This window comes from Cupriavidus necator N-1, from assembly GCF_000219215.1.
Lineage (GTDB): Bacteria > Pseudomonadota > Gammaproteobacteria > Burkholderiales > Burkholderiaceae > Cupriavidus > Cupriavidus necator.
Map to the genome: position 1 here is coordinate 1,368,326 of NC_015727.1, position 25,621 is coordinate 1,393,946.

Below are 25,621 nucleotides of genomic sequence, written 5' to 3' on the forward strand. Positions count from 1 at the left end.
CGACGACTAGAGATTCGCTTGTATAAGCTTGTCAACCATTTCGTCTGCGTTCGCTAGTTCGTTGGCAAAAATATCTGTCTTGTAGGTTTGCGGACTATGCCCTTTCTCCGCCACCGCCTTACCATCCCGCTTCGTGGTATTGACGATTACCTTCATCGACAGGCCGACGCGCAGAGGATGGGTGGCAATCTGCGATGAATCCAGCGCTATTCTCACCGGCACTCGCTGGACGACCTTGATCCAGTTGCCAGTCGCATTTTGGGCTGGGAGTAACGCGAATGCACTACCGGTTCCGGCATCCTGGCCGACCACGACCCCTTGGTACTCAATCTCCCTCCCGTACACATCCGTAATAAGTGCGACAGGTTGACCAATGCGGATATGCCTGAGCTGAGACTCCTTGAAATTAGCGCTCACCCAAAGATGGTCCAACGGCACCACAGACATCAGTGATGTGCCGGCATTAACACGCTGCCCGACCTGGACGCTACGCTTGGTCACAACGCCGCTAACTGGCGCCCGAATTACTGTGCGTTGTAATGCAACATATGCGTCTCGCACCTGCGTTGCCGCACTCATTACATCAGGATGTGATGAAACATTCGTCCCGTCGATTTGGGCTCGACTTCCCACCAACTGCTGCTCCGCGGCTTCAAAGGCAGCCTTAGCGACCACGAGCGCGTCTTCAGCGTGATACAACTCTTCTCCCGAAATCGCTCCGCTGGCTACCAGAGCCTTGCGCCGCAAGACATCTGCTTGAGCCTTGTTCAGATCTGCCGCCTTCAGGTCACGATTAGCCTTGGTCTGGCTTGCAGCGGCAAACTGACCGCGAACCTGCCTAACCGCTCTAGCCAGAGCAGCTTGAGCGCGGGCAAGCGACAGCTGCGCGTCAACATCATTTAGATGTACCAGTACCTGGCCCTCCGCTATGTAATCAGTGTTATCTGCGCCAATCGCAGTGACGACACCCGAAACCTGTGGCGTCACCTGCACGATGTTCCCCTCCACGTAGGCATCTTCAGTCGTCTCCTGGTTGCGTGCGGCGCCATACCAGAAAACTGCTACGATGGCCAAAGCGGTTGCGACAGCAACTGGGATCACAATGTTCATCAGCTGGCGCTTACGTGGCTGAGAACTTTTAGCCGTTGGTGTTTCGGGGCCGTTTTCCGGATGTGTCATGTTTGCATCGTATCCAGCATGGGCATGTTCGACCGGCGTTACTGGTCCGTACCTTCTTCCGCAGCATAGCCGCCGCCAAGCGCGCGAATTAAGTCGACTTTCAATTCGCGTCCGCGCGCCTCTTGCTCGACCAGAAGCCGCCTTTGTGTAAGTACCAGGCTCTCCGCAAAAAGCACCTGGAGATAGTTACCGATACCACGCTTGTATCGATTCGTTGAGAGATCAAAGGCCTCCTGCGCCAGGATGAGAGCTTGGTGTTGCTCGTCAATTTGTTCTCCGAGCCATTTCATTGACGTCAGCTGATTGACTACGTCGTGCACTGCGGCAATGAGACTTCCGTTGTACTGTTCGACCGCAATGTCATACTCCGCCTGGTGTGCCGCCAAATTCCCCAGGAGGCGGCCTCCGTCAAAGATAGGCAGTGAGATGGCGGGCCCCACTCCTATGACACGGCTGCCTGCGGTGAGCAGATCCGGCAATCCAAGACTCTGGAAGCCCATGAACGCTGTCAGACTAACGTTCGGATAGAACTGCGCCCGCGCCACCTTGATGTCTTTGCTAGCCGCTTCAACACGCCACCGCTGCGCCACCAAATCGGGACGTCGACCAATGAGTTCCGCGGGTATATGGCTCGGCAGCGAAACTGGCGTGGACAGATTTAGTCGTGGACGGGAGATGGCCATGCCCCAGTCGGGGCCCTCGCCCACTAGCTGGGCAAGTTGTGCCTCCGTCAGCGCGATGAGTTCATTGAAGCTCGCGATGGCGCTTCGTGTAGCAGGCAGAGCGGCTTCTGCCTGCTTTAACTCCATTTTTGAGTCGATTTGTGCAGCAACTCTCTGTTGGGTCAGTTGCAGGATTTGCTCGCGCTCTTTCAATGTGGCTTCGGCAAGGTCTCTTTGCTCATAGCTGTGCGCAAGCCTGAGATAGGTGCGCGCGATCGAGGTTGTGAGCAACAACCGTGCTGCGTGGTAGTCAACTTCGATTCCCTGCGCTCGATTCAGGGCGGCTTCAAACGTCGCCTGGTTCTTCCCCCAGAAGTCTATTTCATAACTGACGCCCAGACTTAGATCGCTAAAAACGTCCCAGGTGCCGGCCAGGGGCTTCGGCACAGTGCTATTTGCACTGTATCGCTGTCGGGTGCTCTTCAAGCTCGCGCCAACTTGCGGAAAGCGATTGGCACCGGCGACTCCAACAAGGGCTTCTGCCTGGCGGACGCGTGCCGCGGCTAGGCGTAGACTTGGTTGACCGGTCAAGGCTCTCTGCTCGAGCTCGTCTAACTGGTTGTCGCCAAACGTCGTCCACCACGCTTCACTCGGCCAGGATTCGGGGGAGACCGAAGTGCCCTCCAAACTCCGACTGGTAGTCAATCGATCGGCGGTATCTAATGCTGAATTCCTTGTCAGACCTCCGGAACTCAAACACGAAGCCAGCGTCACCGTCGCGGCCGATGCGAGTAACACCCTGAGCCTCCGCTGCAACAGTGAGGATAAAGATGGAGCTGGATATGGAACTGGTCTGGGATGCGTTCTCACGGTCAAACGTCACTGGATCTCGGGTTGGCAGAACCTCACGACAAGGTTCTGCCAGTCGCCCAAGAACGCTTTTAGCCTTGAAGCGCTGTCATCAGCACTTGCACCAATTGGCCGCCTTCTGGCGTAGCCCAGCTTCCGGCGAGTTCTGCAATCAGCTGGTTGGTGGTGGTCAGCGTCACGCCGCCGTTATCCATCCGCCGCAGGGCGATGTCATCGGCCATTACACTCGGTGAGCCACCAGCATCTGCAACCACCTGAACTTGATACCCATCGCGCACCAGACTCAGCGCCGGATAGACCGTACAGACGTCATTGGTGACACCGGCAATAATGAGCTTTCTACGGCCCGTAGCTCTGACGGCGGAGGCGAAGTTTGCATCGTCCATGGCGTTCACGATACCCAGGCGCTTGACGCGGGAAGCGAACTCGGCTGGCAGAATTTGCTCCAGTTCGCTCACCAGCGGCCCCTGAGCGTGCTCCTCCATGCTGGAAGTCAGCACCACCGGCAGCTTCAGAATGCTTGCCGCCTTTGCGAGCATCAGAGCATTGCGTTTCATCTCTTCGAACGGAATAGATTTCACCCATCCCATAGTCCCCACTTGGTGATCAATCAGTAGCAGCGCGGCATTGTCGGCACTGAATTTTTCGTACGTCATGATGAGTCTCCTGGCTGTGAGGTTGGGGCACTAACGCCCCACGGTTGGGACTTTTTTCTATGTCGGTCGCGATCGATGTCGCTAATTCGCCAGCGTTCGGCTACTACTGGGGCAGAGCTGGATGGTGGAAAGTCGATGCGCACGAATGCACGATGGTGTTGGGGCTTGGAGACCTTGGCGAACTGGTCAAGTTCTATCCGGCGGTGACCATCCAGGCGGGCGACGACAGCTTTTACCTAGAAGTGGGATCACTCCTCAAGGCTGAATCCAGACGCCTGGACCACGCTGGCCCATCGCCGCAGGTCGGATTTCAGGATCGAAGCAAGGCGGTCGCTGGATGCGTGCGCCGCGCTTACCCCAACGTTCACAAATCCCGCGGCAACCGTGCTGATCTGAAGCACTTTCGCGATGACAGTGTCCAGTTCCGAAACGGTAGCCCGCGGCGTTCCAGCCGGCGCAAATATACCGATCCAGCTTTGCGCAACAACGTTCGGATAGCCGGACTCGCGGAATGTCGGCACGGCGGGAAGAAAGGGAGACCGTGCAGATCCCGTTGTGGCAAGCACACGGAGCCGACCGCCAGACAAGTGAGGAAGGATCTCACCGATTGGATTGATGCTTGCGGGCACCTGGCCTCCCAGCAGATCCTGAACCGCCTGGGCACCCCCTTTGTAGGACACATGCGTCAACTCCGTTTCGGCCGCCCGCGCCAGCATTGTCCCCACGAAGTGGGCACTGGAGCCCGGTGCGGGCGAACCGTAGAGCGCATTGCGTGGGTTCGCACGACACCATTGGACAAACTGTCCTACGTTGGCGACCTGCGCGGGCATCCCGGGGCCCACACATAACGCAAACTCCGAGGTTCCCACCATCGAGATAGGGATGAAGTCGGCGGTCGCGTCGTAGGCGAGTTTCCGATAGAGGGATGGAAAGATGGTCAGCGGGAAGTCCGGCGTCACGATGATCGTTGAGCCATCTTTCTCCGCGCGGCGTGCAGCGTCCAACGCAATGCGGCCGCTTGCCCCAGGCCGGTTCTCCACGACAGCCGGTCCAACGGCGCTTCCCCCCATGTGTTGCGCAATCAATCGCGCAATGACATCGGTGGCGCCGCCAGGCGGATACCCCACCAGCACGCGTAGCGGCCTGGTGCCTGACTGGGCCAGAGCTGGCACCGACGCCCCTGCGGCGAGGAGTGTCGTTACGTTCTGAAGAAAGCGGCGGCGCGGCAGCGTGACAGGCATTTGGACGATTCCTGAAGGTTGCAGTAGGGATCTGGAGCGTCTTGCTAACGGAGTGTCGTCTCCAGTTCCCCAAGTCCATCGATCCACACACGGACGCTGTCACCACGCTTCAGGAATGTTCCGGACTCCATGCCGACCCCCGCTGGTGTGCCCGTCAGAATGACATCCCCGGGGTATAGCGTCAGACGCTGGCTCAAGTACGCGACCTGCTCCGCAACCGAGTACAAATGGTTTGCCGTATTCGAATCCTGCTTCAGCTCGGCATTGACCCAGAGCCGGATATCGAGTGCTTCCGGGGAGGTCACAAAGCTGGCGGGTGTCAGGTAGGGCCCGATAGGGCAGGATCCCTCAAAACACTTATGACCAATCCAGTCAAAGCGGAACGGGGACGTAACGTCCACCTGATCGCGCCTAAGGTTATCGCGCGCAGATAGATCGTTTGCGACCGTATAGCCAGCTACGCAAGCAAGCGCATCTTCCTCAGATACATTACGGCAAGCTGTGCCGATAACAACGGCAAGCTCGGCTTCCCAATCCAGACGTTGCGTATGCCCGGGGTATGACACGGTTTGCCGATGCGCTGCAAGGGTGCCCCGCCCTGCCTTGATAAAGTGCCACGGTGGAATCCCTTCGCCCTTCGGGTCTGCCGCCAACCTCATGCCAAAGGCTTTTGCCATTGCCACCACATGGTCCCGGTAGTTGGCACCGGCACCGTAGATCACGCCGGGCCGGTACAGCGGAGACAGGAAGGTGATGGTTTCCGGATTCATCGACGAAGCACCGTCAGCCTGTTCCGCCACGAAGCGCGCGAGGCGCGCTTGGGAGTTGTCCCACTCCTCGAGCAGATCGTCGATGACGCCCTCGCCGAAGTGGACATGCTTGCCACCAACATGCACCCCGACATGAGGTTTGCCATCAGGGCCCGAGAAATTGAAGAGCTGGTATTTCATGCTGCGCCTTACAGTCTGTTGTAACTGCATTCTTGTCGCCGCAGCCCTGTAAAGCCAGATGGCCCAGGTAAAACCAATGTATAAACCTGGTTTATGCTTTTCTGACGTGCAGCACCCGCGATCTGGTGTTACCGCGCACGAAGAATCAGCACATCTATGGCAATTGCGGCAGGAGAGAATCCGAGCGGAGCGACTTCTGCGGTTGGCCGACCAGGGAGAAACGCTTGAAAGACTTAAACCTGCTTTATGTGTTCGAGGCGCTTTGGAGAGATCGATCGGTCACAGCAGCCGCGGAGAATCTGGGGCTCACCCAAGCGGCGGTCAGCAGCGCCCTAAAGCGGCTGCGGGCGGAATATGGGGACCGGCTGTTCATGCTGGTCGGCCGGCGGATGGAGCCGACGCCCCTGGCCACGGCGATTGCGGGAGCGCTACTCGACTCTCTGTCGACAATCCGCAAGACTACTGGCACCTTGATGCCCTTTGACCCAACACATGCCAGGCGTCAATTCACGATGCGCACACGGGATATAGGCGAAGTCGTGTTGCTGCCACGCATTCAGCAGGAACTACTGCGTGCCGCACCGCAGAGCAGCATCCAGACCGTCTACGCGCCGATCGACGAGACGCTGTCCGCTCTTGCGACCGGCCGAATGGACGTTGCGGTAGGCTACCTGCCGGCTCTCGAACGCAATATCTACAAGTGCCAGCTGTTCCTGGAGGAATACATTTGCGTTATGCGGGCTGGCCATCCGCTTGCAACGAGACCCGACCTCCCCCTTGAAGCGTTCCTGGCACAGGATCATCTCTTAATTACGTACTCGGGCAGTGAGCATATCCTTCTCGAGCGCGCCCTGCTCGAGGCTGGAGCAAAATCGCGCATCAACCGGTTCGGATTGTCCGCAGGGGCGTTCGTTGACCAGACCGAAGGTGCCGCAAAATGATTTCTCAACTGGTACCGCAGATGATCTTCGCATCCGCGTAAGGCGCGAGGAACGCCTGGAGCGCCTCGAGCATGGCCTCCGGTTTCTCTTCCGCGGGATAATGGCCACTGCCCGCGATAATCACCGACTGCACGTTATCCGCCACTGTCCTCAGTTCCGCTTCCACACTGCCGCCACAGGCAAGTTCGCCGGCAAACGCCAGGACCGGCAGCGTTAGCTTCGCACTGCGCGCGCGTTCACGATTCTGAGGAATCGATTCGTCTATCGCCCGGTAATAGTCGAAGCTTGCGCGCAGCGCGTGTGGATCGCGCCTGAGTTGCTCAATGTAGAACGCTCTTGCGTAGGCGGGAACGGCGTCGGGAGAGCCGGCCTTCGTCGCAAACTGGTGGCCGAAATAGATGGACTCGCGTCCCTCGACGAGGCGCTCGTTGACCTCGCGGGCACGGTTGAAATTGAAGTGCCAAAGGAAATCGCTCAGCCAACGTTCATCAGAGAGAAGTGGGGGCGAGTCTGATACCCCGGGAATGAGCGCTTCACCGAGCGCGATACGTTCTATCCGGCCAGGTTGGTCGTATGCCATCGCGAAGCCAGTCCACATCCCAATGTCGTGGCCGACCATAGCGAAGCGCTCAAAGCCTAGCGCATCCATCAGTGCAAACATATCGGCGGCGAGCGTCTTGGAGTCGTATCCGGTTGCCGGCTTGTCCGAAAGTCCCACGCCGCGGGGGTCGACGGCGATAACCGTAAAGGATCGCGCCAACGGGAGCATCAAGTACCGCCATGCGAACCAGTTCTGCGGCCACCCGCCAAGCAGTAGCAGCGGCGTGCCCTGGCCGCCGACGACGGCATGCAGGGTTAGGCCGCCAGCCGGCACCAGATAGCTTTCGAAGACATCTGTAAAGCCAGCGGCCAGTTGGGGAACATCATGTACTGAGCCGTATCCGGCTGCGCGTTTCATGCTTTGAATCAACGGGTTATTCATCAGATTTTCTCTTGCTGCGGAAGACGTTGAACGTTCGCTCATGGCCAAACTAAGCAGAACGTGCCGGTAGTTGGGCCACGCCGGCAGGTGGTCAACTGGTACAGGTGTTGATGGACTCGTTTCAGGCTTCAGCAGGGAAGCCACTGAGACAGCTCCGCCCTATGTCATGAGTTGGTTGGTGCTCGCCAGAGTGACACCGCCGAATAGCCCGCGTGAGGGGATGCTGCGGAAAAGTCAATGCACTGAGCCAGGCATGACCCACTTCCGCGCTGACAACCTGCGCGGGAGCGAGACGGCGCCGATCGTCGCTGCAGGCGGCAAATGGCTGGCATGGCGGCAGTTCTCAAGCAGTTTCTTCCGCATGCAAGGCGGGGTAGTCGGTATAACCGAGCTCACCGGGCGTGTAGAACGTGGCCTTGTCGGGCGCGTTGAGCGCCGCGCCCTGACGGAAACGCACGGGCAGGTCTGGGTTGGCCAGGAAGGCACTACCGAACACGGCGGCGTCGACGCGCCCGAGGGCCAGCAGGGCCTCGGCAGCAGTCTGATCGAGTCCACCGCCGATCAGATAGGCGCCATCGAAGCGCGGCTTCAACAGCGCGTGGTAGTCGACACTGGCTCCGAACAGAGCGACGTGCAGGTAGGCAAGATCGAGTCGGCGCAATTGCTCGACCAAGTACGTGTAGGTTTCCTGCGGCGTGGCGTCGATCACATCGTTGAAGTTCATTTCCGGCGAAATCTTGATCCCGACGCGATCGCCTCCGGCCTCAGCCACCATCGCTTCCAGCACTTCCAGCACAAAGCGCGCGCGATTGGCTACCGAACCGCCATATTCGTCCTGGCGCTGATTGCTGCCGGACGAGAGGAATTGTTCGGGCAGATAGCCCGATGCGGCATGCAACTCGACCCCGTCAAAGCCCGCCTCCAGGGCGCGACGTGTCGCCAGGCGGTAGTCGGCAACCACCTCTGCGATTTCGGCCACGCTCAGCGCGCGGGGGGTGATGAATTCCCGCAGGCCATCGGCAGTCCAGGTCTGGCCAGCTGGCTTGATGGGCGACGGCGCCACCGGCAGCGCACCGTCCGGCAACAGTGACGGCTGAGAGATGCGCCCGCTGTGCATCAGTTGCATGAAGATGCGCCCTCCCTTGGCATGCACAGCTTCGGTCACACGCTTCCAGGCCGCCACCTGGGCGTCATTGTGGATGCCGGGTGTGCGCACATAGCCCTTGCCCGTCGCGGAGGGATATACACCTTCGCTAATGATCAGGCCGGCGCCGCTCCGCTGGGCATAGTAGGTGGCAACGATGTCGCCCGGTACGCCCGCATCATCGGCGCGCGAACGGGTCATTGGGGCCATGACCAGGCGGTTGGGCAGGGTATGGCGACCAATACGAATGGGGGTAAATAGCTGGTGCATGATGTGCTCCGAAGTGACTGCTTGATGTAGAGCATCATCCAGCAAATCACCCACGGGATAAATATGGCAAAATTGAATTGATTGATCCATTCACGGCGCAATTAGCATGGAACTGCTGAATGACATGGCCTTGTTTGTCGAGGTCGTCAAAGCCAGGAACTTTCGCAAAGCGGCGGAGGCAATCGGGATGCCGAACTCGACACTGTCGCGCCGCATCAGCGTCCTGGAGAAGGCGATCGGGCTGCGCCTGTTGCATCGCACCACGCGCAAGATCGAGTTGACTGAGGCCGGCCAGCTCTATTTCGAGCGCTGCAAACGTATCGTCGACGAGGCGCGGCTCGCGCACGAGCAACTCGGGGAGTTGCTGGCGCAGCCCAGCGGCGTGCTGCATGCCTCGCTACCGGTGGATTTCGCCAATATATTGCTGGCACCGCTGATCGCGGAATTCGCACAACGTTATCCTGGCATCAGTTTCGAATTCGACCTCACGCCGCGGCGCGTCGATCTGGTGGCTGAGCCGTTCGATGTCGCGATCCGCATGGGGGAACCGCCAAGTTCGAACCTGATCGCTCGCCGCCTCGCCCGCCTGCCCCGCTATCTTTACGCTTCGCCGCAATATATTGAACGCTTCGGCGAGCCAAGCCAGCCGGCCGACCTTGTAGCGCATGAGTGCCTGCGGCTCCGCACGACAGAGGCCAGCGCCTGGACGCTGAAGGACGCGACGAAAACGATTGAGGTCGCAGTCGGCGGCCGGTTTTTGCTCAATAGCGTCGGCATGATCCGACGCCTGGCAACGCTCGACCTCGGCATCGCCGTACTGGCCGAGGCTATCATCGGCGACGACGTGGCCAATGGGCTATTGCGTCGAGTGCTACCACAGTGGCAGGCCACGCCCATACCCGTCTATGCCATGACCGAGACGCGCCTGCTGCCGGCGAAGACGCAGCGCTTTATCGAGTTTCTGCGAGAGCGCCTGGAGCAGTGAGACCTCTCTGCCCGGAGGCGCAACGGGCCGCGACGATTCCGAAGTCCGACCGACGCTTCCGTGGCTCGTCCCCGTCCGCCGGCAGCGACCTACTATTGATATAATCAATTCCCCCCCCGGAGCAACGATGAACAAGCTCTACTCTCTGGACCTGAATCTCCTGCTTGTGTTTGATGCAATGCTCCGCGTCGGCAGCGTGTCCAGGACCGCAGAGGAGATGGGGCTGACCCAGCCCTCCACGAGCAATGCGCTCGCGCGCCTGCGGAATTTCTTCGGCGACCCGCTGTTCGTGCGTTCGGACGGTGCCATGAGGCCGACGCCGCTGGCCTTGCAAATGGCGGAACCGGTCCAGGAAGCGCTGGGACAACTCCGCCGGGCGATCGAGGACAAGCGGTATTTCGACCCGATGACCTCTTGTCGGCGTTTTTCCATCTGCATGAATGAAATGGGACAACGCGTCTTTTTGCCGAAGATCGTCACCCGTTTCGCCGAGATCGCGCCTGGGGTAGACCTCGAGGCTATGGAAATGACATCGCAGCTAGCGCAGGCGGCGATGCCAAATGGCGACGTGGACCTTGTGATTGGCTATTTTTCGGATTTCGGGCCGAGCTTTTTCCGCCAGCGCGTAACGACAGGTCATTACGTCGCCGTTGCCCGCAAGGGACATCCCCAAATAGACGGGATCTTGACCCTGCCCGCCTACCTGAGCGCCTCGCACATCTCCTACGTGCCTGCTCTAGGCAATCATGCCGCGCTGGAAGCGCTCCTCGCAGAAGAGTTCATGAAACACGGCGTGCGGCGCCGTGTCGCGTTGCGCGTCGCAAATTCGCTTGGCATCCCGAAGATCATCTCCAGTACCGACCTGATCATGACCGTTCCGTCCGTGCTGGCACATGCGTTCTGCGAAACGGCCCCCGTGCAGGTCTTCGACCTGCCGTTCGATATTCCGCATATCGAGATATTTCAATACTGGCACGCACGCTATCACCACGACCCCGCCAATCAGTGGCTACGCGCCCAGTTCAAAAGCTTGTTTCCGGACTGACACTCTGAACGCCATTGGCAGGATCAATGCTCTACAGGCTTGCAGAGCACATTTCATCAGTGAGCTGAACCGATTCCGGCGATTTCTGCCTCGCGCCTTACGACTTCTCTCGCCCGTATTCACTGCGTCAATAACCTACATTGATGCTACTGCATAGACGCACTGCGGGTCGCGCCTTAACCTCCCAGCACATTCCCGAAGAAGGAGGAGACGCAATGAAGCTATCTCAGCTGCGGCCGTCAGCGCGTGTTACGGCATCATCCACTTCCACGATCGCAGTAGCTTGGGAGCTCTTGTCATGACCAAGCACACGATCACTCTGCTGCCCAGTGGCAACCAGTTCCAGTGTGACGACGGCGAGACTATCCTGAAGGCCGGCTTGGCTGCCGGCCTCCTCATGCCTTATAGCTGCCGCTCTGGTGTCTGCAACACTTGCCGCGGCACCGTCAGGCAAGGCAAGGTGGATTTCGGCAATGTTCACCCGACCTACCTCAGTGAAGACGACAAGCATGCCGGCAAAGCGCTGCTGTGCTCGGCCAAAGCCATCGGCGACTGCAGCATCGAGGTCCGCGAACTGGACCCGGCAGAAGCTTTCCCGGTGCGCCGTTTGCCGTGCCGCGTACTGCATCTCGAAAGGCTAGCGCCAGACGTCATGCTGATCACCATTGGCCTGCCGCCCAACGAGCCAACCGTCTTCAAAGCCGGCCAGTACGTTGACTTCGTGCTCAAGGACGGCACGCGCCGCAGCTACTCGATCGCGACCGCACCTTCCAGCGAAGGTGTAAGGCAAGTCGACCTGCACGTTCGCCTGGTTCCCGGTGGTCGCTTCACGGAGCACGTGTTCAACACGATGAAGCTGCGCGAAACGATGATGCTGGAGATGCCGCTCGGGTCCTTCTACTGGCGAGCGAGCAGCGACAAACCAATGATCATGCTCGCTTCAGGCACGGGATTCGCACCGATCAAGTCCATCATCGACTACAGCATCGCGTGCGGAAACACGCGTCCCATCACCCTTTACTGGGGCGGCCGCACGCGTGCATGCATCTACATGGCTTCGCTTGTCGAGAAGTGGGTCGCTGAGCACGACCACATCAAGTTTATCCCCGTCGTGAGTGACGCCACCCCCGAATGCAACTGGACTGGTCGCAGCGGATTCGTGCACAAGGCGGTCATAGAAGACTTCCCCGACATGTCCGCCTATCAGGTATATGCCTGCGGCGCGCCGATCGTCGTCGATTCCGCCCGCCGCGATTTTACGGCGCGGTGCGGCCTTCCAGAAGACGAGTTCTACGCCGATTCCTTTATCAACGAAGCAGACCGACAGAAAGCCGCTGCTTGAGCTCACCGGCAATACTAAGGAGACAACACGATGGAAATCAACATCGAAGATGCCATTCCCACGGACTTCACCGCGCCTGTCCCAGAGCGCAATTCGCATGTGAAGCCCTTCTGTCTTGGACATGGCACCCTGGAATGCTTCAGCCTGAAGGAGTCCCGCAAATTCTATGAGGAGTTCCTCGGCCTGGAGTGCCGCCGCCACGCCAAACCGTCAATGTCGGTTCGCCTGGGTATGCGCTTCCACATTGTGTGCGTGGAAGTCGGTGACGCAGTCCACCCTTGCAATGTCCTTAACCACTGGGGGCTGGACGTCAAGTCGCGCGAAAGTGTGGACGAAGCCTACCAGGCGGCGCTCAAGTACAAAGACCAATACAAGATCCGTCAGGTGCTGGAACCGCACGAGCAGCACAGCGTGTACTCGTTCTACCTGGAAGACCTGGACCACAACTGGTGGGAGATCCAGTACTACCCGAACGGGTTCCAGCATGACGACTTCTTCGATTTTGGGGACCGATTCTCCGACGACGAAAAAGTCGACCTTAGCGCGCTCCCTGAACTCAATATCTTCGGAAAGGCAGACTAAATGATCCAGCTCGTTACCTTCAAGGTGCCAGAGGGCGTGCGCACCGGCATGATGACCAACGGCAAGATTTACCAGTCCGGTGCCTACAACGACATGCTCGAAGTACTCGCGGACTGGTCCAACGCTTCAGCAAAGCTCGAGACGCTTGGCCCCAAACTGGCCGAGCGAGACGACGTGAAGAATGCCGAACTGGTTGCACCGCTTCCGGCGCCGCGGAACATCTATTTCGCAGGGGCGAACTACAAGGACCACGTTGAGGAAATGAGGGAGCGCCTCAAGCTCAACATCAACGCTGATCCGAAGGGCAGCGGCGAGAAGCCCTGGCACTCGCTCAAGTCGACCGGCTCGAGCGTGGTGGGTCCCGGCACCAGGGTGGCGCTGCCAGGCGGGTCGAAGATGCTCGATTGGGAGGTGGAACTGGCAGTCGTCATCGGCAAGCCTGCAAAGGATGTGTCGCGGGACAACGCGCTCGACTGTGTGGCTGGCTATACCGTCGCCAACGACCTGTCCGCTCGCGACCACATCTTCCGCCCCGAAGTGGCAGAGACCTCGCCCTTCCGCTATGACTGGATCGGCCAGAAGTCATTCGACGGTTCTTGCCCGATGGGTCCGGCCATCACCCCTGCGCAATTCATTGGCGACCCGATGAACCTGAGCATGAAACTGTGGGTCAACGACAAGCTTAAGCAGGATTCCAACACCAACCAGATGCTGTTCGACATCGCCGACCAGATCTCCCATCTGTCCTCGCGCGTGACGCTCCTCCCAGGCGACGTTATCCTGACAGGCACGCCAGCCGGGGTTGGTATGCCGAACAGCGATTTCTTGAAGCCGGGCGATGTCGTCAAGCAGTGGATCGAAAGCATTGGCGAATTCGAGTTCACGATCGCATAAGCGGCCTAGCGATTGAGACTAGCAGGCAGCGCCGGCGCACGTTGACGCCGGCGCTGCCATTAATGGAGAGGACATAAGGATGTATCAGAAGACCAGTCTCGGCATGGCGGAACTGAAGAAGGTAGCCGATGCTGCCCAGGCCTATGCCAGCGCAAAACAATGGATCGTGACGATTGCCATCGTCGACGATGGCGGCCATCTGCAATGGCTGCAGCGGGCCGACGGGGCCCCGCCGGCAACCGCCTACATCGCAGCCGCCAAGGCCCGCACGGCGGCGATGGGCCAGCGTGAAAGCAAGTTCTATGAAGATATGGTCAACGCAGGTCGGCAGGCGTTTTTGACTGCGCCCGGCCTGGATTGCCTTCTGGAAGGCGGCGTGCCAATCACGGTCAACGGTAGCTGCGCCGGGGCGATCGGTGTGAGCGGCGTCCGCTCCAACGAAGATGTTGAAATCGCGCGCGCTGGTATCGCTGCGCTGGCCTAGCCTGCTTGTCGCGGGCGGCCAGTTTTCCCCACCCGCCAATCGTCGACGCAGATAACGACGCGACGTGCCGATCCTGCAGACCGACCGCAGGTAAAGAATGACCGCGTAGCAGTGCCAGGGTGGAAGCGGTTTGCGCATGCGTTTCGACAACGAAATTGGCCGGAAATGTTCTCGGCAACATTTCCGGCCTTTCCTCGTTCAAGCGAGCCCCATGCGCATTTCAGGAGATCACTTCCACCAAGCTCTCGGTGTCTGAGTCTCCCAACCCTTCGGATACCGCTCTTTCATAGTACTGCTTCGCGCTGCCCAAGAACGTAAGTTCCATTCCCGACGCCAACGCGTCGTCGTGGATCACGTTGATCACGTCGAGCAGCATCGATACCGTGCCCGCACCCTTACCATAGGCGCCGCTGGCCATCGTCTTGCCGCGCATGCCGAGTACACCGGACTGCGCGATCGGCGGGATATGGTCGAGCAACGTGCCGATGTCGAGCCCCGATCTCTTCGCGTAGACAACCGCCTCTGCCGCGGCGACCGTATGTACGGCGAGCAGCATGTTGGACACGTACTTCAGCTTGGAGCCGTCGCCGAACTTTCCCACGTAACGGGCGGCGGCGAACTTCCGCAGTTCGTCTTCGACAACGCGGCAGGCCTCCTCCTCTCCGCTCATGTATACCACCGCGCGACCCGCTTCGATCAGCGGCGGATTGCCCATGACGGGAGCGTCAAGGAAGATTGCTGATGCACGCGACAAGCGGTCGCGCACCTCGCGCTTGAGCTCGATCGGCGCTACCCCGAGGTCGACGAATGTCTGACCGGCCCTGACGTGCGCGAGCACATTACCTGCGCCGAAAAACAGGGATTCGAGCGCCGCGTCTGGCACGCACAACAGCACGATATCCGACTGGTCGACCAACTCCGCCGCCGACGCGCAGTGCCGGCCGCCGGCCTCAACAAAGGCGGAGTTGTCAGCACGGCGATAGCCGAAGGGCACTGTACCCGCACCAATGAGCTTGCGGGCGATGGCCAGGCCGATGCCACCCGTTCCCAGAATTCCAATAGATGTCATCTCTTCTTAACCAAGTTCGAATTTTCCGGTGGAATAGTTGAGAGTAAGGCGTAGGCCGCCTTCCATCAGCATCCAGGTGAGCAACTCGTATTCCACGGCGCCAGCAGCCACAAACGGGTCAGTATCGCCGATTGCTATCGCTTCCTGCTCATCGGTCGCACGCAAGACAGTCATGCCGCCGCCAGCACCACGCGGCCGGCCGCGCACGATGAATGGGCCAGAGGCGAAGATCACTCCCTCGCGCTCCTGCGCGATCATCCATTTCAAATGAAGCGCGACGAGTTCTTCGTTCAGCAACTCGGCGCGCACGGTCCGGCGCAGCATCACATACAGCTTCTGGTTGAGCATGCCGGCGGTCAACGAATCTACGAGCGAGCGATCAGACTCCAAGATATCGCTCCCAGATCTCCGGCTGTTCACTTAGCTGTGCGCTGCTTCCTGTCCATCCGATCCGTCCGTTTTCGATGAAGTAGTGACGATCCGCGAGGCCAATCAGGTTCTGGACATACTTATCGATCACCAGGATGGACTGGCCTTCCCTCTTCACCTCGTGCAGGCAACGCCAGATCTCCTGGCGAATCAGCGGCGCCAGCCCTTCGGTTGCCTCGTCGATCAGCAACAGCCTGGCGTTGGTCAACAGCGCCCGCGAAATGGCCAGCATTTGCTGCTCGCCGCCAGATAGCTGGAAGCCCATGTTGTCCTTACGCCTTTCCAGGACCGGAAACAGCTTGTATATCCGTTGCAAGGTCCACTGGCCCCGGCGCGCGAACGCAACGAGGTTCTCGTATACCGTCAGGTTGGAAAAAATCCGGCGGCCTTCCGGCACCAGGCCGATCCCATTTCGACTGATGCGTTCCGGTGCCATCCCGGCCACCTCGCATCCGTTGAAGCGCACACTGCCGCGCATCGGCCTTAGCAGGCCAGAGGTGGCCTTGACGGTCGTGCTCTTGCCCATGCCGTTGCGGCCGAGCAGCGTCACTACTTCGCCTTCATCGATAAAGAGGTCGACACCGAACAGCACCTGGCTCGCGCCGTAGCCGGCCTCAACCGACGTCAGTTCCAGCAGGCTCATATCACTCTCCCAGATAGGCGCGCTTTACTTCCGCGCTGCTCTTGACTTCGTCGGGTGATCCATTAAAGATCCGCTTTCCCGCCACAAACACCGAGATCCGATCGGACAGCCTGAAGACTGCGTCCATGTCGTGCTCGATCAGCAGGATGGACAGGTTCTTTCCCTTGAGGCTCTTGATGAAGTCGACAAACCAGGGTACCTGGTTCGGGGATAGCCCGGCCATCGGCTCATCAAGCAGCAACAGGCGCGGCCTTAGCGCCAGCGCGAGCCCGATTTCCAGCTGGCGCTGCTGGCCATATGACAAGTGGGAGGCCTGGGTATGAAGTTCGTCCGCCAACTGGATGCGGTGCGCAACCGAAACCACTTCCTCGCGCAGTTCTTCGACCAATGCCTTACCAAAGAAGCGGAAGCTAGCCTTCAGCCGCGACTGAACGCTGATGGCGAGATTCTCGAATACCGAGAGATTGCGGAAAATGCTGGTGATCTGGTAAGAGCGCACCAGGCCCATGTCGGCGCGCTCGGCCATGCTCAGGCGGGTTATGTCGGTTCCGTAGAATGAAATGGATCCCTTATCCGAAAGCAGCCCGCCGGCGAGCTGCGATATGAACGTGGTCTTGCCGGCTCCGTTTGGCCCGATCAGCGCGTGGATCTGGCTGTCCGTGATGTCGAAGTCGACATGATCGGTAGCCATCAGTCCGCCAAAGCGCTTGACGAGGCCCCTTACCGCTAACACTTGCTCAGCCATTACCCACCTCGCTCGACGAACGGCGCTGCCCCACTTGCGGGACGCGGACGCGCCACCGCAGGCCGGTCAATCCCTCCGGCACACGCATGACGACCAGGATGACAAAGACGCCCATGGCGATCTGCCAATACCTGGTCAGGTGTGGCAGCACTTCTTCCAGCACACAAAAAACGATGGCACCTACAGCGCCACCCCAGAAGTTCACGCTGCCTCCGAGGATCACCATGATGAGCAGGCTGCCGGACTGCAGCCAGCTGAACAGGCTCGGGCTGGCATAGCTGTTCTGATTGGCCAGCAGTGCACCGGACAGTCCGGCAGCGGCGCCGGCAATCGCGAACACCATCAGCTTGTACCTGTAGGTGCGGTAGCCGAGCGCCTGCATCCGGGTTTCGTTCTCCTTGATGCCTTTCATCACGCGCCCCAGCGGCGACCGGATCAAGAAGCGAAAGAGCAGGTTCACCAGGACCACGGTGACGAGCACCACGTAATAGAACGTGACGTTGTCACCGGTATCGAGACCGAAGCCAAGCCTGGAGCGGTGCGCCATATTGATGCCCTCGTCGCCACCGTACATCTTCAGTGATTCGAACAAATAGAACGTCATCTGGGCGAACGCAAGCGTGATCATGATGAAGTAAGCACCCTTCGTGCGCAGCGAGATCATGCCGATCACCAGCGCCAGCAACGCTGACACCATGACGGCAATCGGCCAGGCGATCCATGCGGAATCCGTACCCGGCAGCAAGCCGACTGGCGCTGTCAGTTCCTTAGACAAGATGGCGACCACGAAGGCGCCGGTGCCAAAGAAGGCGGCGTGTCCAAAAGATACGAGGGCCAGTTCGCCGACCAGCAGTCGCAGGCTGGTTGCGGCCAAGGCCAGGATCAGCACGCGCGTGGCGAAGCCAACGTAGAAGCTGCCGCCGAACGCCTGTGCCATCGCAGGGAATGCGATCAGAAGGACGGCAAGCAATGCCCAGGCAATGTGGGAATGAGATTTCATGACAGCCTCAGCGCGAGAAAAGACCTTGCGGCCGCCAGTACAAGACCAGCGCCATCAGTAGATAAATCGAAACGGCTGACAGCGTGGATGCCAGCGAATCAGCCAGCCCTTGGTCCGGCAGGCTGCGCAGCGCCATCGGAATCAACGCCCGGCCCAGCGCGTCGACAACGCCGACGAGCACAGCGCCGGCAAGCGCACCCTGGACGGAACCGATGCCACCGATCACCACCACCACGAAGGCCAGGATCAGAATGCTCTCGCCCATGCCGACGTTGATCGACAGCAAAGGACCGAGCAGGCCTCCGGCGATGGCGCACAGCGCCGCGCCGAGACCGAACACGAGCGAGAACACAAGGTTGATGTTCGCCCCCATGGCGCGGGCCATCTCACGGTCGGCCGCACCCGCCCGGATCCACATGCCGACCCGCGTCTTCGTGATGAGCAGCGCCAGCAGTGCGGCGATCAGCAGGCCGACGACGATAATGAACAGCCGGAAGACCGGATACTCGAAGAGACCGACGAGCGGCACGGACTCACTCAACGACGGCGGCATGCTGGTCATGATCGGCTGCGCCCCCCAGATCTCCTGCACCGCATGGTTGGCGATCAGGATGATGCCGAACGTGACAAGCACCTGGGTAAGATGGTCCTTGTCATAAAGCCGGCGCAACAGGCTCATTTCGAGCACGACGCCAATCGCCGCGGTCAGTGCCACGCCGCCGATCAGCCCGAACAGGAAGCTGTCCGTCTTCAGGGTCAGCGTGGCGACCAGATAGGCACCGATCATGTACAGCGACCCGTGCGCCAGATTGATCATGTTCATGATGCCGAACACGAGTGTCAGGCCCGCCGCCAGCAGAAACAGCATGAGCCCGAACTGCACGCCGTTGAGGAGCTGCTCGAACAGAAAAACCAGCATGATGTACTCCTTCCAACGGTTGTCCTATTTCGCCGCGAGCTTGCATTCGCCCACGTAGGGATCGCTCTGGTCGGCATACACCGGCGTGCTGCTGACGGTCTTGTTGGTCAGGTTGCCCTTCTCGTTTTTCACCACCTGGCGCAAGTAGATGTTCTGGGTGGCGTTCTGGTTCGCGGAGAACTTGAAGTAGCTGCGCACCGATTCGTACTTTGCCGACATAATCGCGTCGTGCAGTACCTTGTCATCCTTGTACTTGCCCTTGCTGTCGCGAATCGCGGCATCCAGAAGCAGTCCAACCTCGTAGCCCTGCGAGGCGTAGCTCGAGGCGGGTCGCTTGAATTCCTTCTCGAAATCCTCGACGAATTTCCTGTTGACCGCGTTGGGAAGGTCCGGACTCCACTGGCTGGTGTTGTAGATGCCGACGGCTGCGTCGCCGAGCGCAGGCAGGGTGTCGGCGTCGACGGCGAAGCCGGCAGTGACCAGGTCGATCTTCTTGTTCAGGCCTGCCTGGTTGAACTGCTTGACAAAATTGATCGCCATCGGCCCCCACAGCGCGAAGAAGACCGCATCAGGGTTGGCGGCGCGGATCTGGCCGATTTCCACAGAGAAATCCAGCTGGCCCACCTTGTTGCGGGCGCGGCCTGCGATCTCGCCCTTGTATTCCTTCTCGAAGCCCTCGGCATGCTCGCGACCTGCCTGGTAGTTCGGTGCAATCACGAATATCCGCTTGTATCCCTTCTGGGTGGCGAAGCGGCCAGCGGCCTCGGACAGCGCGCTGGTATGCCAGGTAGGATTGAAGTAGTAGTAATTGCACGAGGCCCCGGCGAGTTCCTTGGGGCCTGCGTTGGAATTGACGAAGAAGATCTTGTCCTTGAACGCCGTGGGTGCCACGGCCAGCATCACGTTGGTGAATGCCATGCCGGTGATGATGTCGACATTCTCGCTTTTGGCCATGCGCTCGTAGACCTGCTTGCCGGTATCCGGGTTAGCCTGGTCGTCGCCATACGCCACGACGGTATCGACACCGCCGAGTTTGCCTCCCTTGTGCTTGAGCGCGAGATTGAATCCGTCTTTCATGTCGGTCGACAGCGTCGACAGTGGTCCAGTGAGGGAGCCGATGAATCCGATTTTGATTGGGTCGGCGGCCTGTGCAGCCGGCGTGCAGGACAGGGCGATGGCAGTGAAGGCAATCCATCTCTTTGCTTGAAGCATATGTGTCTCCTCCTCGTGTGCTTGTGGTCCGTCCATTCCCGGCGGCCACTGTGTGCAAAGCGCATTGCGTGCGGCAATGCGGAAATGCATGTGGAATGATTCTGTGGGGGCCAGATGTAGCCTGAAGACTGGCTGGCTGGATCCTCAAGGGGCGCCGCTCCCCGGCGCCGTGCAAAATGACTCGCCTAAAAGATGTGCTTCACGCCGACCATTGCGCCGAACTGGTTTCCACCTGGCGCCGGGTTGGTACCGGCCTGACCACTATTGACGGACAAGGCGAGGTTGCCGAGATTGTCGATAAAGCCCGCGGTCGCATACGCGGAGGTCCGTTTTGAGAACGCATAGCTGCCGCGGCCCGCGAACATCCATGCCTTGTTCAGGCTGTTGTGAAAGCGAAGGTGATAGGCCTCGGCATCGACGCTGATCCTCGGCGTGATCGGGTAGGACGTCCCCAGGTAGTAGAGATCGCTGCGCGGCGTCGCGCTTGCCCGGTTGTCGCGGCGCAGCCATCCGCCCCCGATCTTCGCCTCTCCCACCATGAAATACCCGTTGAGCGAAAGCCGGTCGTCTGTCAGGGCGCTGCTTGTCAGGCCGGCAAAGGCACCGGGCCCGCCTCGTAATGAATCGTAGGCCGCCGCTACGCTCCAGCGCGGCGCATCGTACTTCAGGAGCACCGACCACTCACGACACGCGCGCTGGTCTGCCGGGTTCTCCCCCGCGCAATTGGTGCCGCCCGGACTCGGTCCGGCATTGACCGTGTCGCGACCGAAGCTGTAGGTGGCGCCAACCGTCAGGCCACCAAAGGTGCCCTTGTAGGACACGGCGTTGTCCGTGCGCGTATTGGGTATGTAACTGTCGAGCGATCCGGAACCAAAGAGATTCGGGCCAAGCATGTCGGGCTCGGCCATGGCCCAGAAGAGCATCGTGTACTGGCGCCCGATGGCCACCTGCCCCAAGCGCCCGGACAGGCCCACCAGCGCCTGGCGGCCGAATAGCCGCCCTCCCTGACTCGACGCACCGCTGTCTGGCTGGAAACCCGACTCCAGCCAGAAGATCGCCTTGCTGCCGCCACCGATGTCTTCGCTCCCGCGCAAGCCCCAACGGGACGGAACGGTACTGGTCAGGCCAGGCATGAAAGCTTCGGTGTTGCGTGCCTGGCCAACGCCATTGACGAAGGCGATGCCGGTGTCGACGACTCCATACAACGTCACGTTCTGCGCGGCGGCCAATCCGGGAGCTGCCATCAGCAGCGCACATCTTACGAATCTCCATGTCTCCTCCATTACCTTTCATATAGTTATTGGCTAACGTTGCGAGAGCGCCACCGAGCCTCCGTCAAGGTGGTAAATGCCCAGCCGTACGTGCCGGCAGTTTCTGTGACCAGGTGTTGTGCCATTCGGCACGGGGCCGCATGCTTCATACCCGGCTCATCCGAAATTCGCCAAGTCTGTCGATCCGCAGCGGGGGATGTCTCTAGACCTCAGCAGGTTCCCCGCCTCGCTGCGTAACCAGGTCGAGCGCCACATCGACGATCATGTCCTCCTGGCCGCCCACCATGCGACGCTTGCCCAGTTCCACCAGGATGTCGACGGTTTTTAGCTTGTAGCGTGCCGCTGCGGCTTCGGCGTGGCGCAGGAAGCTCGAATAGACGCCCGCGTAGCCCAGCGCCAGCGTTTCCCGGTCCACGCGTACTGGCCTGTCCTGCAACGGGCGTACGATGTCGTCGGCGGCATCCATCAGGGTGTAGAGGTCGCAGCCGTGATTCCAGCCCATCCGGCTGGCGGCGGCGATGAACACCTCCAGCGGTGCGTTCCCTGCGCCCGCCCCCATGCCGGCCAGGCTCGCGTCCACACGGTCGCAGCCCTCTTCCACCGCGACGATGGAGTTGGCCACACCCAGGCTCAGGTTGTGGTGGGCGTGAATGCCGGTCTGGGTCTCTGACTTGAGCACGTCCTTGAAGGCGCGGAAACGATCGCGCACATCGTTCATGTTCAGCGCCCCACCGGAATCGACCACGTAAATGCACTGCGCGCCATAGCTTTCCATCAGCTTCGCCTGCTGCGCCAGCGCGGCGGGATCGGTCATATGACTCATCATCAGGAAGCCGACGGCATCCATTCCGAGTTCACGCGCGAAAGCAATGTGCTGGCGCGAGACGTCCGCCTCGGTGCAGTGCGTGGCTACGCGCACGACCCTCGCGCCGGCATCGTAGGCAGCGCGCAGGTCGTGCACCGTGCCCACTCCGGGCAGCAGCAGCGTCGCCACCTTGGCGCGACGCACGGTATCGGCTACCGCGGCGATCCACTCGACATCGGTATGCGCGCCGAAGCCATAGTTGAAGCTCGAACCCGAGAGGCCGTCACCGTGCGCGACCTCGATCGAGTCCACGCCCGCTGCGTCCAGCGCCGCGGCAATGCGGCGCACGTGGTCCAGGCTGTACTGGTGGCGGATGGCATGGCTGCCGTCGCGCAGGGTGACATCCGAGATATAAAGCTTCTTGTTCAGATCCATGTCTGTCTCCTTCTGCACGGTCAGGCGGCTGCCAGGCTGGTCTCGGCCAGGCGTTCGGCGCAAGCCAGCGCGGCGCTGGTCATGATGTCGAGATTGCCGGCATAGGCCGGCAGGTAGTGAGCGGCGCCCTCCACTTCCAGGAACACGGTGGTCTTCAATCCGCTGGCAGGCCCGATGCCCGGCACGTTCAGCGGCGCGGAAGCGGGAATGCGCTCAAACTGCACGCGCTGCTTGAGTCGGTAGCCTGGCACATAGGCCTGCACGGCCTGCACCATCTGCGCAATGCTCGCCTCGATCTCCGCCTCGTCGGCAAGATCGGACAGCGTGAACACCGTATCGCGCATGATCAGCGGCGGCTCGGCGGGGTTCAGCACGATGATGGCCTTGCCGCGCGCGGCGCCGCCTACCGAGCAGATCGCCTGGCTGGTGGTCTCGGTGAACTCGTCAATATTGGCGCGCGTGCCCGGCCCGGCCGACTTGCTGGAGATCGACGCCACGATCTCGGCGTAGTGCACCTTCGCCACACGCGATACCGCCGCCACCATCGGAATGGTGGCCTGGCCGCCGCAGGTGACCATATTGATATTGCTGGCCTCCAGGTGCTGGTCAAGGTTGACCACGGGCACCACATAGGGGCCGATCGCCGCCGGCGTCAGGTCGATCACCCGCACGCCATGCTGCTGCAGCAACTGGTTATGGTGCGCGTGCGCGCCGGCCGAAGTGGCGTCGAAAGCGATACGGATATCGCCAAAGCTCTCCATTGCCAGCAGGCCTTCGATGCCCCCGGCGGTAGTCGGCACGCCCAGGCGCGCGGCGCGCGCCAGACCGTCGGAGGCGGGATCGATGCCGACCATCGCGCCCATCTCCAGATGACGGCCGTGCCGCATCACCTTGATCATCAGGTCGGTGCCGATATTGCCCGAGCCGATGATGGCAACCTTGTGCTTGCCTGCTTTCATGTCCATCTTGATTCTCCGTTGCCGCCGCTGTCCGTTAGCGGCCTGATTAGCGGCCCAATTCCTTGGCGGATTTCCCGCCGATGCCGAAATGCGCCTTGGGCATTTCGGTGATCAGCACACGCACGGATTCGCGCGGGACGCCGATCGACGCCACCGCCGCGTCAGTGAGCGCGCCGATCAGGCCCGCCTTCTGTTCCTCCGTCCTTCCTTCCATCAGGAAAACTTGCATGATGGGCATTACTTCACTCCTGTCATTGGTCATTGGGAGCACACCGTCTTGCTCCCGCTAGCTGTGCTGCCATCAGACAAAGCGCATCGATACCGTCCCCAGGTGCTGGTAGCGCACGGTAACGTTGTCGCCCGCCTGCACCGCCACCGCCTCGGTCACGCCGCCGGTCATGATGAAGGTGCCGGCCGGCAGTTCGCGCCCCCGCGCACCCAGCATGTTGGCCAGCATGGCCACGCTGCTGGCCGGGTGGCCGAGCACGGCCGCACCGGCGGCGGTGGCGACCACTTCGCCGTTCTTTTCCATCACCACGCCGAGGTTCTTCAGATCGATGCCATCGGCGCTGCGATGCGTGCCGCCCACTACGAAGCGGGCCGAGGAGGTGTTGTCCGCGATCACGCTCTTCAGGTCGAAACGGAAGTTCTCGTAGCGCGAGTCGATCACCTCCACCGCCGGCAGCACGAAGTCGGTCGCGGCCAGCACGTCGCCGATATGGCAGCCGGGCCCCTTGAGCGGACGTTTAAGGACGAAGGCGATCTCCGCCTCCACCTTGGGATGGATCAGCGATGCGGTATCGATGGCGCCGCCATCCATGCAGGCGCCGTAGTCGGTCACGAAGCCATAGACCGGCTCGGTCACGCCCATCTGGCGCATCTTTGCGAACGAGGTCAGCCCCATCTTGAGGCCGGCAATGCGCGTGCCGCGTGCCTCCTTGCGTGCCCGGATCGCGTCCTGGATCGCGTAGGCATCGTCCCAGTCCATCTCGGGATAGTCGTCGGTGATCTTGCGCACCGGCTCGCGGTTGAGTTCGGCGTTCTCCAGATGCTCGGCGAGCTGCTGGATGATGTCTTGGGTGAGATTCATGGCGATGTCCTGGGCTGCGATGTGGAATCCGTTCAGATGAAGCGCACGCCGGCCGAGCCGATGCCGCCCAGGCTGATGCGAAGCTGGTCGCCGGCCTTGATCGGCACCATCGCGGCCAGCGAGCCGGACAGGATCACCTCGCCCTTCTTCAGCCCCATGCCGAGACGGCCCAGCGTATTGGCCAGCCACGCCACGGCGTTGGCCGGATGGCCGAGCGCGGCGGCACCGGCGCCGGTGGCGACGATCTCGCCGTTCTTCTCCAGAGTCATCCCGACCGTGCCGAGATCCAGCCCGCGCGGGTCCACGGCGGCGTCGCCCAGCACAAACACGCCGGACGATGCGTTATCCGCCACCGTGTCCTGGATGCGAATCTTCCAGTCGCGGATGCGCGAGTCGACAATCTCGAAGCACGGCAGCACGTAGGCGGTGGCGCGCAGCACATCGGCATTGGTCACGCCCGGGCCTTCCAGGTCTTCCTTGAGCACAAAGGCAATCTCGCCCTCGGCCTTGGGCGCGATCAGCGTGTCGGCAGCAATGGCGGCGCCATCGCCGTAGACCATGCCGGACAGCAGGTGCCCGAAGTCCGGCTGGCGCACATCGAGCATGTCCATCACCACCCGGCTGGTCACGCCGATCTTCTTGCCGATGACACGCTCGCCGGCATCCAGCCGATGCTGCACCATGGCGAGCTGGATGCCGTAGGCGTCGTCGAGGGACAGATCCGGATAGCTTTCGGTCAGCGGTGCGATGGCCTGGCGCGCGGACAGCGCGTGGTGAAGGCCAGCAGCGATATCGAGGATTTGTTCTGGTTTCATGG

27 protein-coding genes are annotated in these 25,621 nt (G+C 60.7%); 7 read left to right on the forward strand and 20 right to left on the reverse strand.

The genetic code is table 11. The annotated features are described in order from the left end of the window. Nucleotides 1–6: 6 nt before the first annotated feature. The 5 genes from CNE_RS36135 to CNE_RS36155 all read right to left on the reverse strand — a co-directional run bounded on the left by CNE_RS36135 (nt 7) and on the right by CNE_RS36155 (nt 5,558). Entirely contained in the window at nt 7–1,179 is a 1,173-nt protein-coding gene (locus tag CNE_RS36135; protein ID WP_013959732.1) for an HlyD family secretion protein, read from the reverse strand. 38 nt (nt 1,180–1,217) lie between these two features. After that, nucleotides 1,218–2,711, reverse strand: coding sequence for an efflux transporter outer membrane subunit (locus CNE_RS36140; RefSeq protein ID WP_319609738.1), 1,494 nt, complete (start codon nt 2,709–2,711; stop codon nt 1,218–1,220). Between the two features lie 71 nt (nt 2,712–2,782). After that, entirely contained in the window at nt 2,783–3,367 is a 585-nt protein-coding gene (locus CNE_RS36145) for an isochorismatase family protein (protein WP_013959734.1), read from the reverse strand. A gap of 248 nt (nt 3,368–3,615) precedes the next feature. After that, on the reverse strand, nt 3,616–4,608 hold the full coding sequence (locus tag CNE_RS36150; protein WP_013959735.1) for a tripartite tricarboxylate transporter substrate-binding protein: 993 nt from the start codon (nt 4,606–4,608) through the stop codon (nt 3,616–3,618). 44 nt (nt 4,609–4,652) lie between these two features. Further along, nucleotides 4,653–5,558, reverse strand: a complete 906-nt coding sequence (locus tag CNE_RS36155; RefSeq protein ID WP_041229353.1) for a fumarylacetoacetate hydrolase family protein — start codon at nt 5,556–5,558, stop codon at nt 4,653–4,655. A gap of 224 nt (nt 5,559–5,782) precedes the next feature. On the opposite strand from CNE_RS36155, the gene CNE_RS36160 reads away from it, so the two are divergent. After that, nucleotides 5,783–6,499 carry a LysR family transcriptional regulator gene (locus CNE_RS36160; RefSeq protein ID WP_013959737.1) on the forward strand — a complete coding sequence of 239 codons (717 nt, stop codon included), beginning with the start codon at nt 5,783–5,785 and terminating at the stop codon, nt 6,497–6,499. 4 nt (nt 6,500–6,503) lie between these two features. On the opposite strand, the gene CNE_RS36165 is transcribed toward CNE_RS36160, so the two are convergent. Together CNE_RS36165 and CNE_RS36170 are read right to left on the reverse strand one after the other, a co-directional pair. Beyond that, entirely contained in the window at nt 6,504–7,481 is a 978-nt protein-coding gene (locus CNE_RS36165) for an alpha/beta fold hydrolase (protein ID WP_049800743.1), read from the reverse strand. 343 nt (nt 7,482–7,824) lie between these two features. Then, nucleotides 7,825–8,895 carry an alkene reductase gene (locus CNE_RS36170; RefSeq protein WP_013959739.1) on the reverse strand — a complete coding sequence of 357 codons (1,071 nt, stop codon included), beginning with the start codon at nt 8,893–8,895 and terminating at the stop codon, nt 7,825–7,827. Nucleotides 8,896–9,001: 106 nt separating this feature from the next. Here CNE_RS36170 and CNE_RS36175 point away from each other — a divergent pair, with 106 nt between their 5' ends. The 6 genes from CNE_RS36175 (at nt 9,002) to CNE_RS36200 (ending at nt 14,227) form a co-directional block, all read left to right on the forward strand. Then, a complete protein-coding gene (locus CNE_RS36175; RefSeq protein WP_013959740.1) occupies nt 9,002–9,880 on the forward strand; it encodes a LysR family transcriptional regulator in 879 nt (292 codons plus the stop codon). A gap of 127 nt (nt 9,881–10,007) precedes the next feature. Beyond that, on the forward strand, nt 10,008–10,925 hold the full coding sequence (locus tag CNE_RS36180; RefSeq protein ID WP_013959741.1) for a LysR family transcriptional regulator: 918 nt from the start codon (nt 10,008–10,010) through the stop codon (nt 10,923–10,925). 298 nt (nt 10,926–11,223) lie between these two features. Then, on the forward strand, nt 11,224–12,267 hold the full coding sequence (locus tag CNE_RS36185; protein ID WP_013959742.1) for a CDP-6-deoxy-delta-3,4-glucoseen reductase: 1,044 nt from the start codon (nt 11,224–11,226) through the stop codon (nt 12,265–12,267). A gap of 30 nt (nt 12,268–12,297) precedes the next feature. Continuing rightward, nucleotides 12,298–12,849: a VOC family protein gene (locus CNE_RS36190; RefSeq protein WP_013959617.1), complete on the forward strand. Its 552-nt coding sequence runs from the start codon at nt 12,298–12,300 to the stop codon at nt 12,847–12,849. After that, the gene (locus CNE_RS36195) at nt 12,850–13,743 is read left to right on the forward strand and encodes a fumarylacetoacetate hydrolase family protein (protein WP_013959618.1); all 894 of its coding nucleotides are present in this window, start codon (nt 12,850–12,852) and stop codon (nt 13,741–13,743) included. A 79-nt stretch (nt 13,744–13,822) separates the two neighbouring features. Then, on the forward strand, nt 13,823–14,227 hold the full coding sequence (locus CNE_RS36200) for a GlcG/HbpS family heme-binding protein (protein ID WP_013959619.1): 405 nt from the start codon (nt 13,823–13,825) through the stop codon (nt 14,225–14,227). Nucleotides 14,228–14,447: 220 nt separating this feature from the next. Here the strand turns inward: CNE_RS36200 and CNE_RS36205 are convergent, their stop codons facing one another. The 13 genes from CNE_RS36205 to dmpE form a co-directional block, all read right to left on the reverse strand. Continuing rightward, nucleotides 14,448–15,296 (reverse strand): NAD(P)-dependent oxidoreductase, encoded by an 849-nt coding sequence (locus tag CNE_RS36205; protein ID WP_013959620.1) that lies wholly within the window; start codon nt 15,294–15,296, stop codon nt 14,448–14,450. Nucleotides 15,297–15,302: 6 nt separating this feature from the next. Next, nucleotides 15,303–15,686, reverse strand: a complete 384-nt coding sequence (locus tag CNE_RS36210) for a YciI family protein (RefSeq protein ID WP_013959621.1) — start codon at nt 15,684–15,686, stop codon at nt 15,303–15,305. Next, entirely contained in the window at nt 15,676–16,368 is a 693-nt protein-coding gene (locus CNE_RS36215; protein WP_013959622.1) for an ABC transporter ATP-binding protein, read from the reverse strand. The genes CNE_RS36210 and CNE_RS36215 overlap by 11 nt, the downstream gene beginning before the upstream one ends. 1 nt (nt 16,369) lies before the next feature. Continuing rightward, entirely contained in the window at nt 16,370–17,113 is a 744-nt protein-coding gene (locus CNE_RS36220; protein ID WP_013959623.1) for an ABC transporter ATP-binding protein, read from the reverse strand. Next, complete coding sequence (locus CNE_RS36225; protein WP_013959624.1) at nt 17,106–18,113, reverse strand: branched-chain amino acid ABC transporter permease; 1,008 nt, start codon at nt 18,111–18,113, stop codon at nt 17,106–17,108. Before CNE_RS36225 ends, CNE_RS36220 begins: the two co-directional genes overlap by 8 nt. A gap of 7 nt (nt 18,114–18,120) precedes the next feature. Then, nucleotides 18,121–19,032 carry a branched-chain amino acid ABC transporter permease gene (locus tag CNE_RS36230; protein WP_013959743.1) on the reverse strand — a complete coding sequence of 304 codons (912 nt, stop codon included), beginning with the start codon at nt 19,030–19,032 and terminating at the stop codon, nt 18,121–18,123. A 24-nt stretch (nt 19,033–19,056) separates the two neighbouring features. Continuing rightward, entirely contained in the window at nt 19,057–20,244 is a 1,188-nt protein-coding gene (locus CNE_RS36235) for an ABC transporter substrate-binding protein (RefSeq protein WP_013959744.1), read from the reverse strand. A 185-nt stretch (nt 20,245–20,429) separates the two neighbouring features. After that, entirely contained in the window at nt 20,430–21,527 is a 1,098-nt protein-coding gene (locus CNE_RS36240) for a porin (RefSeq protein ID WP_013959745.1), read from the reverse strand. Between the two features lie 190 nt (nt 21,528–21,717). After that, nucleotides 21,718–22,755: a 4-hydroxy-2-oxovalerate aldolase gene (gene dmpG / locus CNE_RS36245; protein WP_013959746.1), complete on the reverse strand. Its 1,038-nt coding sequence runs from the start codon at nt 22,753–22,755 to the stop codon at nt 21,718–21,720. 20 nt (nt 22,756–22,775) lie between these two features. Further along, nucleotides 22,776–23,720, reverse strand: coding sequence for an acetaldehyde dehydrogenase (acetylating) (locus tag CNE_RS36250; protein WP_013959747.1), 945 nt, complete (start codon nt 23,718–23,720; stop codon nt 22,776–22,778). A gap of 40 nt (nt 23,721–23,760) precedes the next feature. Beyond that, a complete protein-coding gene (locus CNE_RS36255) occupies nt 23,761–23,976 on the reverse strand; it encodes a 2-hydroxymuconate tautomerase (protein ID WP_080569673.1) in 216 nt (71 codons plus the stop codon). Nucleotides 23,977–24,015: 39 nt separating this feature from the next. Beyond that, the gene (dmpH, locus tag CNE_RS36260; protein WP_013959749.1) at nt 24,016–24,804 is read right to left on the reverse strand and encodes a 2-oxo-3-hexenedioate decarboxylase; all 789 of its coding nucleotides are present in this window, start codon (nt 24,802–24,804) and stop codon (nt 24,016–24,018) included. A 32-nt stretch (nt 24,805–24,836) separates the two neighbouring features. Then, nucleotides 24,837–25,619: a 2-oxopent-4-enoate hydratase gene (dmpE, locus tag CNE_RS36265; RefSeq protein ID WP_013959750.1), complete on the reverse strand. Its 783-nt coding sequence runs from the start codon at nt 25,617–25,619 to the stop codon at nt 24,837–24,839. Nucleotides 25,620–25,621: the final 2 nt, after the last annotated feature.

Bases quoted from the DNA above. Each gene is read 5' to 3' on its own strand.
- CNE_RS36175 (WP_013959740.1), top strand. From the start codon at position 9,002: ATGGAACTGCTGAATGACATGGCCTTGTTTGTCGAGGTCGTCAAAGCC.
- CNE_RS36240 (WP_013959745.1), bottom strand. From the start codon at position 21,527: ATGGAGGAGACATGGAGATTCGTAAGATGTGCGCTGCTGATGGCAGCT.
- CNE_RS36170 (WP_013959739.1), bottom strand. From the start codon at position 8,895: ATGCACCAGCTATTTACCCCCATTCGTATTGGTCGCCATACCCTGCCC.
- CNE_RS36250 (WP_013959747.1), bottom strand. From the start codon at position 23,720: ATGGACATGAAAGCAGGCAAGCACAAGGTTGCCATCATCGGCTCGGGC.
- CNE_RS36225 (WP_013959624.1), bottom strand. From the start codon at position 18,113: ATGAAATCTCATTCCCACATTGCCTGGGCATTGCTTGCCGTCCTTCTG.
- CNE_RS36220 (WP_013959623.1), bottom strand. From the start codon at position 17,113: ATGGCTGAGCAAGTGTTAGCGGTAAGGGGCCTCGTCAAGCGCTTTGGC.
- CNE_RS36165 (WP_049800743.1), bottom strand. From the start codon at position 7,481: ATGAATAACCCGTTGATTCAAAGCATGAAACGCGCAGCCGGATACGGC.
- CNE_RS36180 (WP_013959741.1), top strand. From the start codon at position 10,008: ATGAACAAGCTCTACTCTCTGGACCTGAATCTCCTGCTTGTGTTTGAT.
- CNE_RS36185 (WP_013959742.1), top strand. From the start codon at position 11,224: ATGACCAAGCACACGATCACTCTGCTGCCCAGTGGCAACCAGTTCCAG.
- CNE_RS36215 (WP_013959622.1), bottom strand. From the start codon at position 16,368: ATGAGCCTGCTGGAACTGACGTCGGTTGAGGCCGGCTACGGCGCGAGC.
- dmpH (WP_013959749.1), bottom strand. From the start codon at position 24,804: ATGAATCTCACCCAAGACATCATCCAGCAGCTCGCCGAGCATCTGGAG.
- CNE_RS36255 (WP_080569673.1), bottom strand. From the start codon at position 23,976: ATGACCAATGACAGGAGTGAAGTAATGCCCATCATGCAAGTTTTCCTG.
- CNE_RS36235 (WP_013959744.1), bottom strand. From the start codon at position 20,244: ATGCTTCAAGCAAAGAGATGGATTGCCTTCACTGCCATCGCCCTGTCC.
- CNE_RS36195 (WP_013959618.1), top strand. From the start codon at position 12,850: ATGATCCAGCTCGTTACCTTCAAGGTGCCAGAGGGCGTGCGCACCGGC.
- CNE_RS36145 (WP_013959734.1), bottom strand. From the start codon at position 3,367: ATGACGTACGAAAAATTCAGTGCCGACAATGCCGCGCTGCTACTGATT.
- CNE_RS36230 (WP_013959743.1), bottom strand. From the start codon at position 19,032: ATGCTGGTTTTTCTGTTCGAGCAGCTCCTCAACGGCGTGCAGTTCGGG.
- CNE_RS36150 (WP_013959735.1), bottom strand. From the start codon at position 4,608: ATGCCTGTCACGCTGCCGCGCCGCCGCTTTCTTCAGAACGTAACGACA.
- CNE_RS36190 (WP_013959617.1), top strand. From the start codon at position 12,298: ATGGAAATCAACATCGAAGATGCCATTCCCACGGACTTCACCGCGCCT.
- CNE_RS36200 (WP_013959619.1), top strand. From the start codon at position 13,823: ATGTATCAGAAGACCAGTCTCGGCATGGCGGAACTGAAGAAGGTAGCC.
- CNE_RS36135 (WP_013959732.1), bottom strand. From the start codon at position 1,179: ATGACACATCCGGAAAACGGCCCCGAAACACCAACGGCTAAAAGTTCT.
- CNE_RS36205 (WP_013959620.1), bottom strand. From the start codon at position 15,296: ATGACATCTATTGGAATTCTGGGAACGGGTGGCATCGGCCTGGCCATC.
- CNE_RS36155 (WP_041229353.1), bottom strand. From the start codon at position 5,558: ATGAAATACCAGCTCTTCAATTTCTCGGGCCCTGATGGCAAACCTCAT.
- dmpG (WP_013959746.1), bottom strand. From the start codon at position 22,755: ATGGATCTGAACAAGAAGCTTTATATCTCGGATGTCACCCTGCGCGAC.
- dmpE (WP_013959750.1), bottom strand. From the start codon at position 25,619: ATGAAACCAGAACAAATCCTCGATATCGCTGCTGGCCTTCACCACGCG.